Origin of the sequence: Streptomyces sp. NPDC053493, assembly GCF_044544825.1 — a bacterium.
GTDB lineage: Bacteria > Actinomycetota > Actinomycetes > Streptomycetales > Streptomycetaceae > Streptomyces.
Genome location: NZ_JBITXS010000006.1, coordinates 93,262 through 110,058, shown reverse-complemented (window position 1 = coordinate 110,058; position 16,797 = coordinate 93,262). Strand labels below are relative to the sequence as shown.

Below are 16,797 nucleotides of genomic sequence, written 5' to 3'. Positions count from 1 at the left end.
CGGGGCTCAGAACTGCAGGGACTTGGTCTGGAGGTACTCGGCGAGGCCGTGCGCGCCGAGCTCGCGGCCCACGCCGGACTGCTTCCAGCCGCCGAACGGCGCCAGCGGGTTGAAGCGGCCGCCGTTGATGTCGACCTGGCCGGTGTCCATGCGGCGGGCGAAGGCGACGGCCTCCTCCGGCTCGCCCCAGACGGCGCCGGCGAGCCCGTACACGGTGCCGTTGGCGATGGCGAGGGCGTCGGCCTCGTCCTCGTAACGGATGATCGAGACGACCGGGCCGAAGATCTCCTCCTGGGCGATGGTCATGTCCGGCGTGACGTCGGCGAAGACGGTGGGCGCGACGTAGTAGCCGGTCGGCCGCGGGGCCTCGGGGCCGCCGGCGACGAGCCGGGCGCCCTCGGCGAGGCCCTGCTCGATGTAGCCGCGGACCCGGTCGCGCTGCCGGGCGTTGACGAGCGGGCCGACGCGCTCGCCGGGGACGTACTTGGCGACGGCCTCGGCGGCGAGGGCGACCGCCTCCTCGTACCGCTCGGTGTGGACCAGCATCCGGGTCCAGGCGCTGCACGTCTGCCCGGAGTTGGACATGACGTTGGCGATGCCGACGGCGACGGCCTTGCCGAGGTCGGCGCTCGGCAGGATGACGTTGGCGGACTTGCCGCCGAGTTCGAGGGCGACGCGCTTGACGGCGCCGCCGGCGAGCGCGCCGATCTTCCGGCCGACGGCGGTGGAGCCGGTGAAGGAGACGAGGTCGACGCCGGGGTGCTCGGCGAGGGCCTGCCCGGCGACCGCGCCGAGGCCGGTGACCAGGTTGAACACGCCGGCCGGTATGCCGGCCTCGTGGACCGCCTCGGCGAACAGCTGGGCGGTGAGCGGGGTGTCCTCGGCGGGCTTGAGGACGATCGCGCAGCCGGCGGCGAGGGCCGGGGCGACCTTGGCGACGATCTGGTGGAGCGGGTAGTTCCAGGGAGTGATGGCGGCGACGACGCCGACCGGCTCGGAGTAGACGGTCGAGTTGCCGACCTTCTCCTCGAAGGGGTGGGTCGCGGCGAGTTCGGCGTACGAGCCGGCGACGGCGATCGGCAGTCCGGTGTGCACGGCGGCGGCCAGCTGCGGCGGGGCGCCGAGCTCGGTGGTGACCGTGGCGGCGATCTCCTCGGCGCGGGCGGCGAGCGCGTCGCGCAGGGCGGCGATCCGGGCGGCGCGTGCGGCGGGCGGGGTGGCGGCCCAGCCGGGGAAGGCGGCGCGCGCGGCGCGTACGGCGGCGTCGACGTCCTCGGCGGTGCCGGCCGGGACGTGGGCGACGACCTGCTCGGTGGCGGGGTCGATCACGGCGATCGTGTCGCGGGAGGCGGCGGCGCGCCACTCTCCGCCGATGTACATCGCGTCGTGGGCCTTCATCCGCTGTCTCTCCTCGCCGGTCGGGGCGCGCCCGGGCGGGGCGGCCTCAGCTCCTCGTGAGCACCCCAAACTAGCGCTGTTAGTTTTCGGGCGCCAGGCCTCTTCTCCGTGATACGGACCGATCCTCGCCGTCCCCGCCCCGCCCTGTCCACGGCCCGCCCGGACAGCCCTGCCGCCGCCGAACTGGCGGGATCCGCCTTGCCCGTCCGTGCGAAGGCGGTCATTCCCCGGTAAGGGCCCGGCCCTGGGCCGCGTCCGGGAGTAGCGCCGTCTGCCCGGAGGGCAGGGCATCGGCAACCGCAGCCCGGACGACGGCCGAGGTCGGTCCGGGACTCTCGGCGACCGTCGAAGCCGGCCGCGAGGCGACCTTCTTCGTCGTCTTCTACGCGACCGCGCCGGCGTCTCGCGGGCCCGCGGACAGCGCGACCACGCCCACGAGGTGCGGCGGCAAGGCGGATGGGGCCGCGTGCGCCCGGAGGTGGGCCGCAGTCCCGAGGAGGAGCGGGACCGGCTGTTCCGGGCGACGGCGGGGCTGCTCGGTGAACTGGAGGGCGGAGCGGCCCGTGGTGCTGGTGCTCGACGATCTCCACGCCGTGGACGCGGGATCTTTCCAGCTCCTCAGCCATCGTGCCCGCCGGGCCGCGAGGCCGGAAGCGCTTGGCGAGTTGTCGCCACGGTGCGCGGTGCGGAACTGCCCTGAGCGGATCCGTGCCGGCGGGCCCTGGAGTTGCCCTGCGTGGCCCGTACTGCCGCAAGACAACCTGCTGTTCGCGCTCGGACCGGCGCGGGCAGGCGAGGACGGCGCGGACGGGTCCGGCACGTGGGCGTACGGCAGCTGGTCGCCGAGCGGCTCGGGCGGCTCGGGCCTGCGGCCCGGCGGCGAGGCCCGTGCGGTGCACGCGGCGGCGCTGCGGGCGCGGGGCCGGACGCGGGCGGCGGAGCTCGCCGCGGAAGTGCCGTATCCGGCGGGCGCACGCAGGTGACGTGGGCCCGCCGGGGCGGGTTCAGATCTCCCGTTCGACGCTCGTGAGGTGGGCGAAGACCACGATGTTCGAGGCGTAGCCCGCCTTGTGGTCGAAGGCTCCGCCGCAGGTCAGCAGGCGCAGTTCGGGCCGCTTCGACGCGCCGTAGACCTCGGCGTCGGGGAAGGCGGTCTTGGCGTACGTGCGGACCTTGTCGACCGTGAAGACGGCGACGCGGCCGTCGGCGCGGGCGACGCGGACGGTGTTGCCCGGGTCGAGCGAGTTGAGGTTGAGGAAGATCGCCGGCCCGGTGCGGGTGTCACGGTGGCCCACAACGACGGCGGTGCCGCGCTCTCCGGGGCTGACGCCGTTCGCGTACCAGCCGACGACCCGCGGGTTGTCGACGGGCGGTGTGGCCAGCCGGCCGGCGGCGTCGACGTCGAGGCCGAGCACGGGGGCCTCGATGGTGATCGCGGGCACGGCGAGGGTGGTCGGGCGGGAGCGGCCGAGCGGTGCGGGCGGCGGCTGGGGTTTCGCCGCCGCCCGGGCCACGGGCCGGGGCGTCGGCCGGGGTGTGGCCGTGGGCCGGGCCCCGGTCCCGGCCGGGGCCGGGACCGGGGCAGGTGCGGCGACCCCGTGAGCGGCGGGTCCCGCGGCGAGCGCGGGCCCCGTCGGTTCCTCGCCCTGGGCCCACCAGACGCCGCCGACGACCAGGGACACGGTCACGGCGACGGTTCTGGCGAGCCTGAGGAGCCGGCGCTGCCGGCGGTTGAGGCGTCCGCGCGGGGCGGGCCCGCGCAGGTGGGGCCGGCGCGGGCTCCGCTCGTACGGGGACGAGGCCGGAGCCCGGCCGGCAGGGGCCGTCCTGCGCGGAGGGACGGACCTACGCGGCGCCATTGTGGCGGCGGCGCGACCGGCGGATGAGGATCAGACCCGCGGTGCCCGCGAGACCCGCGGCGAGGGCCGATCCGACGCCGAAGGCGGAGCCGTCGTCAGTGGTGCCGGTGGTGTCGGCGGCACCGCCGCCGCCCGCGCCGACCGGTCCGTGCGGCGGCTTGTGGTGGCCGCCGCCGTGACCGCCGCCGTGGTGGGTGGGCGGCGGGGTGGTGGGCGGGTACGTGGTGGGCGGCGGGGTCGTGGGCGGGGTGGTGGGCGTGCCGTCGCAGTCGACCCGGAAGACCTTGCTCTTCTTGGCGCCGGACTGGCCGGTCCAGGTCACCTCGACCTTGTACATGCCGTTGGGGAGCGACATGTCCTGGCTGTAGCCGTTGAAGGAGTCGTCGAGGGTGATGTCGCCCGAGCGGACCGCCGGTGGGGTTCCCGGCGGCTGGTTGTAGATGTCCCAGTGGATCTCCGTGAGGTCGTTGAAGTTGAAGGCGGCGAAGTGGAACCGGCAGACCTGGGGGTGGTTGCTCTGGTCGGGTTCGACCGTGCCCTCCCGGTGGACCTTGATGTCGCCGTCGTCCCCGGGCGCGGCGAAGGCGGCGGGAGCGCCGGCCAGGGTGATGGCACCCGCGGCGAGGCCGGCTACGGCGGCGGAGAGCAGGGGGCGGAGAGCCTGAGCGGGCATGCGGTTTCCTCCAGTCGTACACGGACAGTGGATCAATGAGGCCGATAATCCGACTATTGGTCATCGCACGACTACAGAGGGTGGCGCCGTGCCGCGCCACCCTCCAGATCCACCCGTCCGGCCGCGTACCGGCTCCCGACGCCGCCGCGGCGCCGCGCCCCCGCGCCGCCGCGCCGCCGCGCCGCCGCGCCTAGATGATCCCGAAGAGGATCCCGGCGGCCAGGACCACCAGCGAGGTCAGCGCCGCCCACTTCACGACGAAGCGGGTGTGGTCGCCGAACTCGACCTTCGCCAGGCCGACGAGGACGTACGCGGCCGGGACCAGCGGGCTCGACATGTGCAGCGCCTGACCGACCAGGGAGGCGCGGGCGATCTCCAGCGACGACACGCCGTGGGCCGCGCCCGCCTCGGCCAGCACCGGCAGGACACCGAAGTAGAAGCCGTCGTTCGACATGAAGTACGTGAGCGGGAGGCTCAGCACGCCGGTGACGAGCGCCATGTGCGGACCCATGGCGTCCGGGATGGCGCCGACCAGCCAGTCCGCCATGTGCTTGACCATGCCGGTGCCGGTGAGGACGCCCGTGAAGACGGCGGCGGCGAAGACCATGCCGGCGACGTTGAGGACGTTGTCGGCGTGGGCGGCGATCCGGGCCTTCTGGTCGGCCATGTCCGGGAAGTTGACGGTGAGCGCGAGCGCGGCGCCGATCAGGAAGAGCACCGGGATGGGCAGCAGCTCCATGATCATCGCGGTGAGCAGGGCGACGGTGACCGCGGCGTTGAACCAGTACAGCCGGGGCCGCAGCGTCGCCCGCCGCGGGTCGAGTCCCTGGAAGCCGTCGCCGGACGCCTCGTGGCCGCCTTCCGGCAGGTCCGCGCCGCCGGAGCCCGCGCCCTTCGCTCCCCCGCGGCCCGCTTCCTCTCCGCGGCCCGCCCGCTCTCCGGCGGCGCCGCCGTCCGCGCCGCCGTCCGCGCCGCCGCCGGACTTCACCAGCGCGGTCTCGGTGTGCGGGGTGAGCGCCTCGTCCAGGCTCAGATAGCCGATGCGCCGGCGCTCGCGGCGGCCGAGGACGTAGGCGAGGACGAAGACGAAGAGCAGGCCGACGCCGAGCGCCGGAATCATCGGCACGAAGACGTCGGCCGCGTCCAGCTTGAGCGCGGTGGCGGCGCGGGCCGTGGGTCCGCCCCACGGCAGGGTGTTCATGACGCCGTTCGCCATCGCGGCGACACCGGTCATGACGACCAGGCTCATGCCCAGCCGCTTGTAGAGCGGGTACATCGCCGAGACCGTGATCATGAAGGTCGTCGAGCCGTCGCCGTCGAGCGAGACGACGGCGGCGAGCACCGCCGTACCGACCACGACGCGCACCGGGTCGGCCTTGCAGAAGCGCAGGATGCCGCGGACGACCGGGTCGAAGAGGCCGACGTCGATCATCACGCCGAAGTAGACGATCGCGAACATCAGCATCGCGGCGGTGGGCGCCAGCTTGCCCACGCCCTCGATGACGTAGTCGCCCAGCTGGGCCCCTTGCCCGACGGCGACGCAGAACAACGCCGGAATGAGCACGAGCGCCGCGATCGGCGACATCTTCTTCATCATGATCAGGACCAGGAAGGTCGCGATCATGGCGAAGCCGAGGATGGTCAGCATGGGAGGACACCTCACGTTCACCCTTGAACTCCCGCCAGAGCGGCGGTCCGGATGACCGTAGGTGGGCCGTTCACGCGTTAACAAGACGTTGACGCGTGAGCAATACGAGCAAAACCCCAGGTCACAGGGAGGGTGATACGTCCACGGGGAATCCGTTGAGCACGGCGGTGCCCGACAGCGGGTCGAGCCGCGAGCCGTCGAGCAGCTGGTTGACGTTGACTCCGGGCCGCCCGGCCGCGACGGTGAGCCGGGTGCCGGGGCGGTCGTGGCCCCAGCCGTGCGGGAGGCTCACCACGCCGCGGCGCACCGTGTCGGTGATCTCCACTTCCGCCTCCAGTTCGCCGCCCTCCGCCTTGATCCGGGCGGCGCCGCCGGCCACCAGACCGAGCCGGGCCGCGTCCTCCGGGTGGACCTGGAGGGTGCAGCGGTTGGAGCCGCCGGCGAGGGCGGGGATGTTGTGCAGCCAGCTGTTGTTGGAACGCAGATGGCGCCGCCCGACGAGCTGGAGCGTGCCGGGCTCGAGCGCGGCGTCGAGGGCCGCGCGCAGCCGGGGCAGATCGGCGGCGATGGGCTCGGGCAGCAGCTCGATCCGGCCGCTGCGGGTCTTGAGGAGACCGGGCAGGCGCGGTTCGAGCGGACCGAGGTCGATGCCGTGCGGGGCGGCGCGCAGCACGTCGAGGGTGAGGCCGTGGGAGCGGGCGTACGGGCCGAGCCGCAGCATCAGGTCGAGGCGCCGCTCGGGCCCGGTGGCGCCGGTCAGGCGGGCGGCGACGGCCTTCGGGTCCTCGCCGAAGACGGGCGAGTGCTCCTGGGTGACGGCCTTGGCGAGGGTGGTGTCGATGGCGAGGTCGTCGACGGCCGAGGGCGGGGCGCCGTGCATGCCGGAGACGGCGAGGATGAGCCGGGCGTGGATCTCGCACTCGTCCATGAGGCCGGGCGCGAGGGGCAGGGCGGGCGGCGTGTGGCGGACCTGGTTGCGGACCGCGAACTGGTTGAAGGCGAAGTCGAAGTGCGCGCTCTGCGAGGGCGGCGGCGGAGGCAGGACGACGTCGGCGTGCCGGGTGGTCTCGTTGAGGTACGGGTCGACCGAGACCATGAAGTCGAGGGTGGCCAGGGCCGCGTCGAGGCGCCGGCCGTCCGGGGCGGACAGGACGGGATTGGCGGCGACGGTGACGACCGCCCGGACACGTCCCTCGCCCGCGGGGCCGCCGGAGGTGTGGCTCGAGGTGCCGCTCGGGGTGCCGCTCGGGGTGTCGCTCGAGGCGCTGCTCGGGGTGTCGATCTCCTCGGCGAGGGCGGCGAGCGGGAGTTCGCCCTTGGCCTCGGGGTGGCCCGAGACCCGGCTGGTCCAGCGGCCGAGGGCGAAGCCCTTGCCGGGGCCGGCCGGGCGGGGTGCCGGGGCGGTGGCGGAGAGCGGGAAGAGGGCGCCGCCGGGGCGGTCGAGGTTACCGGTGAGGATGTTGAGGACGTCGACGAGCCAGTTGCCGAGGGTGCCGTGCGCGACGGTGGAGGAGCCCATCCGTCCGTAGACGGCGGCGGTGGGCGCGGCGGCCAGTTCGCGCGCGGTGGTACGGATGGTCTCGGCGTCCAGGTCGCAGGCGGCGGCGACCGCTTCCGGGCTGAAGTCCCGTATCGCCTCGCGCACTCCCTCGACGCTTCCGTCGGCCGTGTGCGCCTCGAGGGCGCCGAGGCGCGTGAGGTCCTCGGCGAAGAGGGTGTGGACGAGCGCGGCGAGGAAGAGGGCGTCGGTGCCGGGGCGGATGGCCAGGTGCCGGTCGGCGAGGCCGGCGGTGCGGGTACGGCGCGGGTCGACGACGGTGAGGGTGCCGCCGCGCCGGCGCAGGGCCTTGAGGCGGCCGGGGAAGTCGGGAGCGGTGCACAGACTGCCGTTGGAGTCCAGCGGGTTGGCGCCGAGCATGAGGAGGTGGTCGGTGCGGTCCAGGTCGGGCACGGGGATGGCGAAGGCGTCGCCGAAGAGCAGTCCGCTGGAGACGTGCTTGGGCATCTGGTCGAGCGTGGAGGCGGTGAAGAGGTTGCGGGTGCGCAGGGCGCCGAGGAGGAGCGGCGGGTAGAGGGCGCCGGCGACGGTGTGGACGTTGGGGTTGCCGAGGACGACGGCCACCGCGTTCGGGCCGTACTCCTCGATCAACGGGCGGATGCCGGCGGCGACGCGGTCGAAGGCCTCCTCCCAGGTGGCCTCGCGCAGCACGCCGTCGGTGCGGACGAGAGGGCTGGTGAGCCGGTCGGGGTCGGCGTCGACCTCGGGGAAGGCGGCGCCCTTGGGGCAGATGAAGCCCCGGCTGAAGACGTCGTCCTTGTCGCCGCGGGCGGCCGTGACCCGGCCGCCGTCGAGGGTGAGGGTCAGCCCGCAGGTCGCTTCGCACAGCGGGCAGATGCGCGGGGCGGTGGACGGGAGGGACTCGGGCTCCGGCATGGCGGTCTCCGTGGGGCGGGGCGGTGGCGCACGGGCAAGCGCGAGCATACCGACCGGTAGGGAGGTGCGACAGGCCTTGTCCTTACGCGAGTGAGGGCCCCAGATACGCGTGGAGCAGCGCGCGGGTCTCGGCGACGAGCGCGGGATCACCGGCCGGGTCGGCGCGGAAGGCGAGCCGGAGCAGGGCGTCGGTGGCCTCGACGCAGACGAGGACCTTGCGGAGCAGGACGGCGTCGGCGGGGCGGCCGAGGGGCGCGGCGAGCAGTCCACAGATCCGGTCCGCGACACGGAGGTTGGGGTCCTGGTCGTCCGCCTCGGCGGGAGCGGGGACGCCGAAGTCGACGAGACCGAAGCCGGGCACGGTGCGCTTCATCGCCAGATACGCGTCGAGGACGGTGTCGATGGCGCCGGCGGCGTCGACGGCCGGCAGCGCGTCGAGGCCGGCGGTGATGCGGGCGGCGTAGCTGTCGAGGTTGCGGTGGGCGAGAGCGGCGGCCATGGCGCGCTTGTTGCCGAAGAAGCGGTAGACGGAGCCGATGGGCACGCCGGCGCGGACGGCGACGGCGCGCGTGCTCAGGTGCTCGTAGCCGGTCTCGTCGAGGAGTTCGGCGCAGGCGTCGAGGATACGGGCGAGGCGCTCGGCGCTGCGCTGCTGCACGGGCGTCCGGCGCAGGGCCGGGCCGGAGGGCCGTTGCGCTGCGGGGCCGGCGGGCGGCTGCGACGGCTGCCGGGGGGCGGGGCCGGCGGGCGGCTGCGGGGCGGGGGCTGACTCGGGTGCGGGCTGGGGCACGGGGACCATCATGCCGGTCGGGTGCGCGTCAGGCGATCAGCAGTCCGATGCCGCCGAGGGTGTAGGCGATCATCAGCGCGAACAGCGGAAGTTGGCCGGCGACGGCGCGGGCGGGCGGGAAGAGCCGCACGGCGCGGTCGTGGGCGGCGACGACGCCGAGGACGTGGCCGGTGACGACGGCGGCGACCTGGAGGGTGGCGAGGCCGCCGGGACCCAGGGGTGGAGCGGGCGCGAGGGCGTTGTCAGTGCCGGCTGCCATGATGACGGTACGTGGTCCTTCCGTCACGAAGAGTGTGAAGTAGTGGGCCACGAGGTAGCCGAGGGCGATGGGCAGGAGCGAGTGGGCGAAGGAGGTGAGCGGGGTGGTGACGGAGCGGTCGAGCAGACGCAGGGCGCCCGCGCACAGACCGTAGAGCGCGGCGACGAGGGCGACGGAGGCGAGGAGTCCGAGCGTGGCGGTCGGCGTGCGGCCGAGGGGTGAGGTCTGGAGGAGGGTGATCCAGCGCGGGCTGTCGGAGAAGCCGTCGTAGGCGGTGGAGCCGAGGAGGACACAGACGGTGGCGACGAGACCGGGCCGGGGCGCGGTGGCGTCGAGGCCGTCGAGCGGAGAGCGCAGGACCAGGCGGCCGTCGGCGCGGCGGCCGAGCGGGGAGAGCCGGGCGAGGAGGGAGGAGTAGACCTCGAAGGGGTCGGCGTGGCCGAACCAGTCGGGGCCGTGCCGGGCGGCGCCGACGAGGTGGACGGCGGTGTGGACGGCGAGGGCGGCCAGCAGAACGGGGGCCGCGGTGTTGTCGGGAGCGACCAGTTCGAGCCAGGTGAAGAGGAGCAGTCCGGCGGCCGCGGGCCGGATGCCCAGCCGGGCGGGCAGCGGGCGGGGCGGGCGCCGGGCGGGAAGCAGGGCGTGGAGGGTGCGCAGCGGGTTGAGGAGGCGCCAGACGGGGCCGAGGAGAAGGGAGGCGGGGACGAGTCCGACCCAGAGCAGGACGTAGACCGCGCCGGGCGCGGGGTTGCGGTCCGGGTCGTCGGGGCCGAGGAGGAGGTGGAGGACGACGGCGAGCGCGGCGGCGGCGCCGAGGACCCGCAGGACGGTGCGGGTGGCGGGGGCGTCGGCGAGCCGCTGGACCGCGGCGGGCAGCGGGCGGCCGGCCAGGTCGCCGCGGAAACGGGAGGTGGACCAGAGCAGGCCGAGGGAGAGGAAGGAGACGAAGAGCGCGGCGAAGGCGCCGGCGTAGGCGTAGAAGGGCGAGAGGGGCAGGTCGTGCTGGGAGCCCACGCCATGGGCGAGCGGCAGCGGCGCCCCATGCCCCGGGAGCAGTCCCGGGGCATGGAGCCCCGCGGCGCGGAGCCCCGCGCCGGGGAGTTCGGCAGCGGGGAGTCCGGCAGCCCCGGGGAGTCCGGCGGCCTGGAGTCCGGCAGCGGCGGGGAGTTCGGCGGCGTGGCGCCCGGCGGCCGTCAGGGCGGCCGTCGCGAGGCCCGTCATCGGACGACGAGTTGGGTCAGCACGAGTCCGGACTCGTGGGTCTCGACCTCGAAGAGGCCGGTGCGGTCGAGGGTGAGGGTGAGGGTGGCGGTCGTGCCGGGCGTGAGCGGCAGTTCGCGGTCGTAGCCGTGGACATGGAGGGTGTCGGCACGGTCGCCGGTCACCCGGAGGGTGAGGCGTTCACCCTTCTTCAACTCGACGCGGGATGGAGGTGGTTGTACGGAGTCGCCGGTGACGGTGATCGTCAGGGTACGGTCGGCGGGCACGGCGGTCGGGGTGCCGGCGGCCGGTGGGGCGCCGAGGCGGACGGTGGCCTCGACGGGGCGGCCCGCGACGGCCCAGGCGGTGTGGTCGTCGGCGTAGAGGCGGGCGGTGAGGGTGCGGGCACCGGCCGGGACGTGGGCCCAGGGGCCGTAGGCGCGGGCGGTCTCGCGGCCGTCGGCGAGGAGCCGGGCGTGGCCGCGGCCGGGGAGGGCGGCGCCGCCGGTGCTCTCCGGGGTGAAGCGGAACCTCTCCACGAGGAGGTGGACGTTCCAGCCGCCCTCGCTGTCGGGCCGGGTCTCGATGCGCACGGCGGGTGCGCCGGCGGCGGGCACCTCGCGGAGGCGGTGTCTGGTGCTGTCGCGGGCCGTGAGGAGGGTGCCGTTGCCGCCGGTGGCCTCCTGGTGGCCGGTGCCGGGCTTGTGGTGGGTGGTGGGGCGCCCACCACAGCCGGCCAGCAGGGCGGCGGCCAGGGCGAGGGCGAGCAACGCGCTCGCCGCGCGGGGTGCTCCTCGGCGGGCGCTCACGCGGCACCGCCGGCCGGGGCGGAGGGGGTGGGGACTTGGGCGGGGGCGGGGCCGGGGGCGGGGGGCTCGGGGAGGGCGGGGCGGCGGGTGCCCGCGACGATCACGGCCCACAGCACCCACACCACCGCGAGCAGTCCGCGCACCCACGCGGGGCTCAGCGGGATCCAGGGGATCATCAGGACCGCCTTGTCGAAGGCGTCGAGGAGGGTGAGGGCGCCGAGGGCCAGGGTCGTCCGGGCGAAGGCGGGGCGGCGGGGGTTCGCGGTGCGCAGCGCGAGGCCGAGGGCCGTCCACCACAGGCCGGTGAGCAGGAGGGCGAGGGCGGGGAGGAGGGTCGGGGTCAGGGCGAGGGTGGAGCCGGCGACGTCGAGGGCGAGGCCGAGGAGGCCGAGGAGGGTCGCGGCGCCGGCGAGGCGGTTGCCGCGCAGCCGGCGGTGCCACAGGACGGTGCCGACGAGGGCGAGGACGACGGCGGTGCCGAGGGCGAGCTGGGTCTCGACGCGGTGGATGCCGCGCGCGCCGTACCAGTCGCAGCCCGCGGGCAGCCGCCGGGCCTGGACGTTGTAGTCGGCGCAGACGAGGAGTTGGGCGAGTTTCACGGGTTCGCCGACGAGGCGGGCGCCGGCGCCGGAGACCTGGCCGCGGCGGGCGCCGCAGTCGGGCAGGGCGTGGGGCGTGGCGGCGCCGGCGTCGGGCTGCCAGCAGTTGCCTTCGCCCTGGCCGTCCCACCAGACGTCGGTGCGGTTGGGGCGGGAGGCGCCGGAGCGGTCGACGCCGAGGTGGTTGCCGGCGTAGCGGTTGTGGTGGGAGGTGTCGGTCTGTTTGCCCCAGGCGTCCTCGCCGCGGATGAAGGCGGGGACGGCGCTGAGGAAGAAGGCGGCGCGCTGGTGTCCGTAGATCCAGTTGTTCTCGTAGAGGTTCCAGTTGCCGCCCGCGGTGATGATGCCGGTGCCGGGCGGCATGGAGATCTGCGGGCAGACGACGCCCTGTTCGTAGCCGCGTTCGACGGGCGGCTTGGCGCAGGTGCCGTCGGCGACGTACGGGTAGTAGTTCTGGTTGTTGTCGTGGATCAGGTTGCGCTCGAAGCGGGCGTGGTTCTGCGGGAGTCCGGGGTGGCCGGGGAAGGCGGAGTCCATGGAGGCGCCGCCCATGTTGTGGTCGAACTCGTTGTCGTGGACGTGGACGGAGTCTCCGGCGGTGCCGCTGTAGCCGACCATGTTGTGGTGGCTGCGGCAGCCGGTGATCTCGATGGAGTGGCGCGGGACGTCGTAGCCGCGGCCGTCGTTGATGTTCGAGGCCGAGCCGGGGTAGATGCCGGAGTCGCCGTTGCCGTAGGACTCGCAGTTCTTGTAGAGGCCGTGGTCGGAGGCGAAGGTGAGGAAGCCGTATTCGTCGTTCCAGCGGGTGAGGACGTCGTCGATGACGAAGCCGTCGCCGGCCAGGACGTAGAGCGCGTTGAAGGTGGTGCGCTGGGCGGTGAAGTTGCGGAAGTAGACGCCGTCGGACTTGTCGGCGCGCAGGGCGTTGAGTTTGGCGTACTTCGCGTCGATGACGACGTCGAGCCGGGAGGCTCCGGTGCCTTCGATCTGGAGGTTCTTCTTGCCGAGGATGGCGACGAGGTTCTGGTTGTGCGGGCAGCGGCGCTGCTGCTCGTAGCTGAGGATCTGGTAGCCGAAGGAGGAGCGCGGGGCCTTGAGCGCGGCGCAGGCGCCGGTGGGCGCGGGCAGGGACGGCTCCTCCTCGTAGAGGCCGGGCAGGATCGCGATGGTCATGCCGGGCCGGTCGACGGCGTCGACGGCTTGCTGGAGGTGGCGGTAGCCGGCGCGGGCGCAGCGCTCGTAGAGGGTGAGGTTGCGGGCCTTGAGGGCGGCCGGGAAGCCGGCGACGCGCCGTTCGAAGGCGGCCCGGTCGGTCTTGCACACGAGCAGGTCGGGCTCGCCGGTGCGCAGGGCGGGCACGCTTCCGGTGCCGTCGGGGAAGGTGACGGGCCGCTCCTCGTGGGCCTGGGCGGCGGGTGCGGTGGAGAGGGCGGCGGCGAGTGCCGCGAGCACGACCGAGAGCGCGAGAACGAACCGTCGGGTCCATGACATGGCGTGAGAGTAGAGCATTGTTCATCTTTTGGAACCCCTCGTGCACCCACCACGTCCAAGACAGCCCGGCAAAGCCCCGTTGACGCGAGCGGGAGCGGAATCCTACGGTCATGCATAGGATTGTTGTGAGCGTCAGGACAGGAGCACGCGATGAACGCGGACACGAACGCGGAACGGGCGAGAAAGACCGCCGAGGCACTGACCTACAGCACGGGCTTCGGCAACGAGCACAGCTCGGAGGCCGTCCCCGGGGCCCTTCCGGACGGCCGGAACTCGCCGCAGCGGGCCCCGCTCGGCCTGTACGCGGAGCAGCTCAGCGGCAGCGCCTTCACCGAGCCCCGGGCGCACAACCGGCGCTCCTGGCTCTACCGGATCCGCCCCTCGGCCGCCCATCCGCCGTTCACCCGGATCGACAACGGCGCCGTGCGCAGCGCGCCCTTCACCGAGACCGTGCCCGACCCGAACCGGCTGCGCTGGAACCCGCTGCCGCAGCCGCCGGCCGGCACCGACTGGCTGGCCGGTCTGTGGACGCTGGGCGGCAACGGCGACGCGACCCAGCGCGCCGGCATGGCGGTGCACCTCTACCACGCGAACGCGCCCATGGAGCGGGTCTTCAGCGACGCCGACGGCGAGCTGCTGATCGTTCCGGAGCACGGCGGGCTGCTGCTGCGCACCGAGCTCGGCGATCTCGCGGCGAGCCCCGGCGAGGTCGCGCTGATCCCGCGCGGCGTCCGCTTCCGGGTCGAGCTGCTCGACGACACGGCCCGCGGCTACGTCTGCGAGAACTACGGCGCGCCGTTCCAGCTGCCCGACCTCGGCCCGATCGGCGCGAACGGTCTGGCCAACGCACGCGACTTCCGGGCACCGGTCGCCGCGTACGAGGACGTCGAGGGCCCGGTGGAGGTGGTCAACAAGTACTGCGGCAACCTCTGGTCCGCGACCTACGACCACTCGCCGCTGGACGTCGTCGCCTGGCACGGCAACCACACGCCGTACGTCTACGACCTGCGCCGGTTCAACGTCATCGGGACGATCTCCTACGACCACCCCGACCCGTCGATCTTCACGGTGCTGACCTCGCCGTCCGACACTCCCGGCCTCGCGGGCGTCGACTTCGTCGTCTTCGCCCCGCGCTGGCTGGTGGGCGAGGACACCTTCCGCCCGCCGTACTTCCACCGCAACGTGATGAGCGAGTACATGGGCCTGATCGAGGGTGCCTACGACGCAAAGGCGGAGGGCTTCGTTCCGGGCGGTGGCTCGCTGCACAACATGATGTCCGCGCACGGCCCCGACCGGGAGACCTTCGACAAGGCGAGCGCCGCCGAGCTGAAGCCGCAGAAGATCGACGACGGTCTGGCCTTCATGTTCGAGACCCGCTGGCCGGTCACCACCACCGCGCAGGCGGCCGGTGCCGACCACCTGCAGCGCGGCTACGACGACGTGTGGCAGGGTCTGGAGCGCCACTTCCGGCCGTAAGCAGCCGTAACATCCGGCCGGATGTCTCATAGTCGTCGTTCGGTCGTCGTATGGAGAGAGCCGTGACCGCCTTCGCTCCCGACTCGCTGGTCCTGAACCGGAAGCTGCCGCTCTGGTACCAGGTCTCGCAGTCGCTGCGCGCCTCCATACTCGGCCGCTCCCCGGACGCCTCGCTGCGGCTGCCCACCGAGGAGCAGCTGGCCGCGCACTACGGCGTGAGCGTGCTGACCATGCGCCAGGCCCTCAAGGAGCTGGAGGAGGAGGGCCTGATCAGCAGGCACCGGCGGCGCGGCACCTTCATCGAACCGGGTGCCCGGCGCTCCAGCCCGCGCCGGCTGCTGGGCTCGATCGACGCGATCGTGGCCCAGCAGTCCGGCGAGCGGACGACCGTGCTCGGCCACGGCACCGAGCCGGTCCCCGGCGAGCTGGCCGAGTACTTCCCGGGGCTCGCCGAGGTCGCGGTCTTCCGCCGGCTGCGCGCGGACGGCGAGAGCGGCGAGCCCACCAACTGGGCCGAGAACGCGGTGCTGCCCGAGCTCGCCGCCGGCATCGATCCGGCCGATCTGGAGCGCTGGCCGATGACGAAGGTGCTGCGGGACGTCGTCGGGGTGCGGATCAGCCGGATCACGGACACGGTCGAGGCCCGGCTGGCCGACCCGGAGACGGCGGAGCTGCTCCAGGTGCCGCTGCTCTCGCCGATCCTGCACTACACCGGTGTGACGTACGACGACGAGGGCCGGGTGGTGGACGTGGCCCGGATCCGCTACCGCGGCGACCGCTTCTCCTTCACGGTGACGGTCGAGGCGCACTGACGGGCCCGGGCGCGGACGGCGCCGGCGCGGGCGCGCGGCCGGACCCGCCGACGCCAGGTCGCCGACGGGTCGCCGACAACGGCGGCGCACGCGTGGTGGAGGCGCGCGGAGGGCCCTCGTTAGCATGCGGGGCGTGACGGAAGACGTACGCCTCGACGAGCTGCCCCTGCTCGACGAGCTGATGCCGTGGTCCGTGGCGCCGCTGCGGCTCGGCCGCTCCTGGATCGTCGCGCCGGACGTGCGCACCCTCAGGGCCCGCTGGGACCGGCTCGTCGCGGCGGAGGGCGCGCGGCGCGAGGAGCTGTTCCGCCCCAGCCGGGCCAGGACGCCGTCGAGTTCGGTGGCCGCGCTGCCCGGGCAGCGGACGGGCACGGTGCGCCTGTCCCGTGAGCCGGGGCCCTGCCCGGAGCCGGTGCGGCTCGCGCACGGCCCGTTCGACGAGCAGTGGCTGCTGCCCGACCACCGGCTGATCGACACCGCGCGGCCCGAGCTGTGGCGGGTCGCCGACGGCCACCAGCTGTTCGCGGTGGAGCAGGGTTACGTGCCGGGCGCCGCGGGTCCCGCGCTGTTGATGACGGCCGCGCTGCCCGAGGGCCGGTCCCCGGCGGGCCGGCCGGGCCGGATCCGTCCGTTGTTCCGCCGCCCCGGCGGTCGGGAGCCCAATCTGGCGCCCGGCCTGCTGCCGCTGCTGAGCCGGCGGTACGGGTACGAGGTCGGCGCGGCGGACGTGCCGGCCTGGGCGGTGGCGGCGGCGCTCCCCACCCCCACCGGCTGCCGGGTGCCGCTGCCCGAGGACCCTCAGGTGTGGGCGGCGGGCGTGGCGCTCGGCCGGCGGCTCGTCGAGGTGCAGCTGCGCGGGGCCCGGGGCGGTGAGCGGCCCCGGCTGCCGGGCGGCCGCCGGCCGTATGTGCGGGCCGCCGTGCCGGCCCGGCCCACGGAGCTGTCGTACGACGCCGACGACGAGGTGCTGTGCCTGGGCGAGGGCCGGATCTCTCCCGTACCGGCCGGGGCGTGGGAGTTCGAGGTGGGCGGGGTGCGGGTGCTCGAGCAGTGGTTCGCGCACCGGACGGCGCCGGCCGAGCCGGGCAGCTTGGAGGCGATCGGCCCGGCCGCCTGGCCGCAGGAGTGGACCTCGGAGCTGCTCGAACTGATCACGGTCCTCGCGCTGCTCGCCGAGGCCGAGCCGGAGCGCGCGGCGCTCACGGCGCGTGCGGTGGCGTCCGGTGCGGACCGGGGCGCGCTGCGGGAGGCCGGACTGCTGCCCGTACCGGAGGCGGCACGCCGGCCCGCGTCGGTGCTGGACCACCAGGAGGAGGGCCCGGAAGGGCAGTTCGCGCTGCTGTAGGCCG

General features: G+C 74.3%; 13 protein-coding genes. 4 read left to right on the top strand and 9 right to left on the bottom strand.

The window, feature by feature from the left end; genetic code table 11:
• Nucleotides 1-6: 6 nt before the first annotated feature.
• Nucleotides 7-1,398, bottom strand: coding sequence for an aldehyde dehydrogenase family protein (locus ACIGO8_RS19060; RefSeq protein ID WP_399731577.1), 1,392 nt, complete (start codon nucleotides 1,396-1,398; stop codon nucleotides 7-9).
• A 563-nt stretch (nucleotides 1,399-1,961) separates the two neighbouring features.
• Here ACIGO8_RS19060 and ACIGO8_RS19055 point away from each other — a divergent pair.
• The gene (locus ACIGO8_RS19055; protein WP_399731575.1) at nucleotides 1,962-2,381 is read left to right on the top strand and encodes a hypothetical protein; all 420 of its coding nucleotides are present in this window, start codon (nucleotides 1,962-1,964) and stop codon (nucleotides 2,379-2,381) included.
• Between the two features lie 21 nt (nucleotides 2,382-2,402).
• Here ACIGO8_RS19055 and ACIGO8_RS19050 read toward each other — a convergent pair whose 3' ends face one another.
• From ACIGO8_RS19050 to ACIGO8_RS19015, 8 genes are all read right to left on the bottom strand, one after another.
• Nucleotides 2,403-3,086: a class F sortase gene (locus ACIGO8_RS19050; RefSeq protein ID WP_399731572.1), complete on the bottom strand. Its 684-nt coding sequence runs from the start codon at nucleotides 3,084-3,086 to the stop codon at nucleotides 2,403-2,405.
• 157 nt (nucleotides 3,087-3,243) lie between these two features.
• Nucleotides 3,244-3,930: a hypothetical protein gene (locus ACIGO8_RS19045; RefSeq protein ID WP_399731569.1), complete on the bottom strand. Its 687-nt coding sequence runs from the start codon at nucleotides 3,928-3,930 to the stop codon at nucleotides 3,244-3,246.
• Nucleotides 3,931-4,120: 190 nt separating this feature from the next.
• Entirely contained in the window at nucleotides 4,121-5,578 is a 1,458-nt protein-coding gene (locus ACIGO8_RS19040) for a CitMHS family transporter (protein ID WP_399731567.1), read from the bottom strand.
• A 121-nt stretch (nucleotides 5,579-5,699) separates the two neighbouring features.
• Nucleotides 5,700-8,012: a molybdopterin-dependent oxidoreductase gene (locus tag ACIGO8_RS19035; RefSeq protein ID WP_399731564.1), complete on the bottom strand. Its 2,313-nt coding sequence runs from the start codon at nucleotides 8,010-8,012 to the stop codon at nucleotides 5,700-5,702.
• Between the two features lie 82 nt (nucleotides 8,013-8,094).
• Nucleotides 8,095-8,685: a TetR family transcriptional regulator gene (locus ACIGO8_RS19030; protein WP_399732409.1), complete on the bottom strand. Its 591-nt coding sequence runs from the start codon at nucleotides 8,683-8,685 to the stop codon at nucleotides 8,095-8,097.
• A gap of 145 nt (nucleotides 8,686-8,830) precedes the next feature.
• On the bottom strand, nucleotides 8,831-10,093 hold the full coding sequence (locus ACIGO8_RS19025) for a hypothetical protein (RefSeq protein ID WP_399732407.1): 1,263 nt from the start codon (nucleotides 10,091-10,093) through the stop codon (nucleotides 8,831-8,833).
• A gap of 185 nt (nucleotides 10,094-10,278) precedes the next feature.
• Entirely contained in the window at nucleotides 10,279-11,070 is a 792-nt protein-coding gene (locus ACIGO8_RS19020; RefSeq protein ID WP_399731562.1) for a hypothetical protein, read from the bottom strand.
• Entirely contained in the window at nucleotides 11,067-13,160 is a 2,094-nt protein-coding gene (locus tag ACIGO8_RS19015; RefSeq protein ID WP_399731559.1) for a right-handed parallel beta-helix repeat-containing protein, read from the bottom strand. The genes ACIGO8_RS19020 and ACIGO8_RS19015 overlap by 4 nt, the downstream gene beginning before the upstream one ends.
• Nucleotides 13,161-13,310: 150 nt before the next feature.
• Between ACIGO8_RS19015 and hmgA the strand changes: the two genes are divergently transcribed.
• From hmgA to ACIGO8_RS19000, 3 genes are all read left to right on the top strand, one after another.
• Nucleotides 13,311-14,636, top strand: coding sequence for a homogentisate 1,2-dioxygenase (gene hmgA / locus ACIGO8_RS19010; protein WP_399731556.1), 1,326 nt, complete (start codon nucleotides 13,311-13,313; stop codon nucleotides 14,634-14,636).
• Between the two features lie 62 nt (nucleotides 14,637-14,698).
• Nucleotides 14,699-15,448 (top strand): GntR family transcriptional regulator, encoded by a 750-nt coding sequence (locus ACIGO8_RS19005; protein ID WP_399731552.1) that lies wholly within the window; start codon nucleotides 14,699-14,701, stop codon nucleotides 15,446-15,448.
• A 124-nt stretch (nucleotides 15,449-15,572) separates the two neighbouring features.
• A complete protein-coding gene (locus tag ACIGO8_RS19000; protein ID WP_399731549.1) occupies nucleotides 15,573-16,793 on the top strand; it encodes a type ISP restriction/modification enzyme in 1,221 nt (406 codons plus the stop codon).
• Nucleotides 16,794-16,797: the final 4 nt, after the last annotated feature.

What these genes read in the sequence shown, in the direction of transcription:
- ACIGO8_RS19045 (WP_399731569.1), bottom strand. Translation starts at nt 3,930, where the DNA reads ATGCCCGCTCAGGCTCTCCGCCCCCTGCTCTCCGCCGCCGTAGCCGGC.
- ACIGO8_RS19015 (WP_399731559.1), bottom strand. Translation starts at nt 13,160, where the DNA reads ATGTCATGGACCCGACGGTTCGTTCTCGCGCTCTCGGTCGTGCTCGCG.
- ACIGO8_RS19040 (WP_399731567.1), bottom strand. Translation starts at nt 5,578, where the DNA reads ATGCTGACCATCCTCGGCTTCGCCATGATCGCGACCTTCCTGGTCCTG.
- ACIGO8_RS19060 (WP_399731577.1), bottom strand. Translation starts at nt 1,398, where the DNA reads ATGAAGGCCCACGACGCGATGTACATCGGCGGAGAGTGGCGCGCCGCC.
- ACIGO8_RS19035 (WP_399731564.1), bottom strand. Translation starts at nt 8,012, where the DNA reads ATGCCGGAGCCCGAGTCCCTCCCGTCCACCGCCCCGCGCATCTGCCCG.
- ACIGO8_RS19000 (WP_399731549.1), top strand. Translation starts at nt 15,573, where the DNA reads ATGCGGGGCGTGACGGAAGACGTACGCCTCGACGAGCTGCCCCTGCTC.
- hmgA (WP_399731556.1), top strand. Translation starts at nt 13,311, where the DNA reads ATGAACGCGGACACGAACGCGGAACGGGCGAGAAAGACCGCCGAGGCA.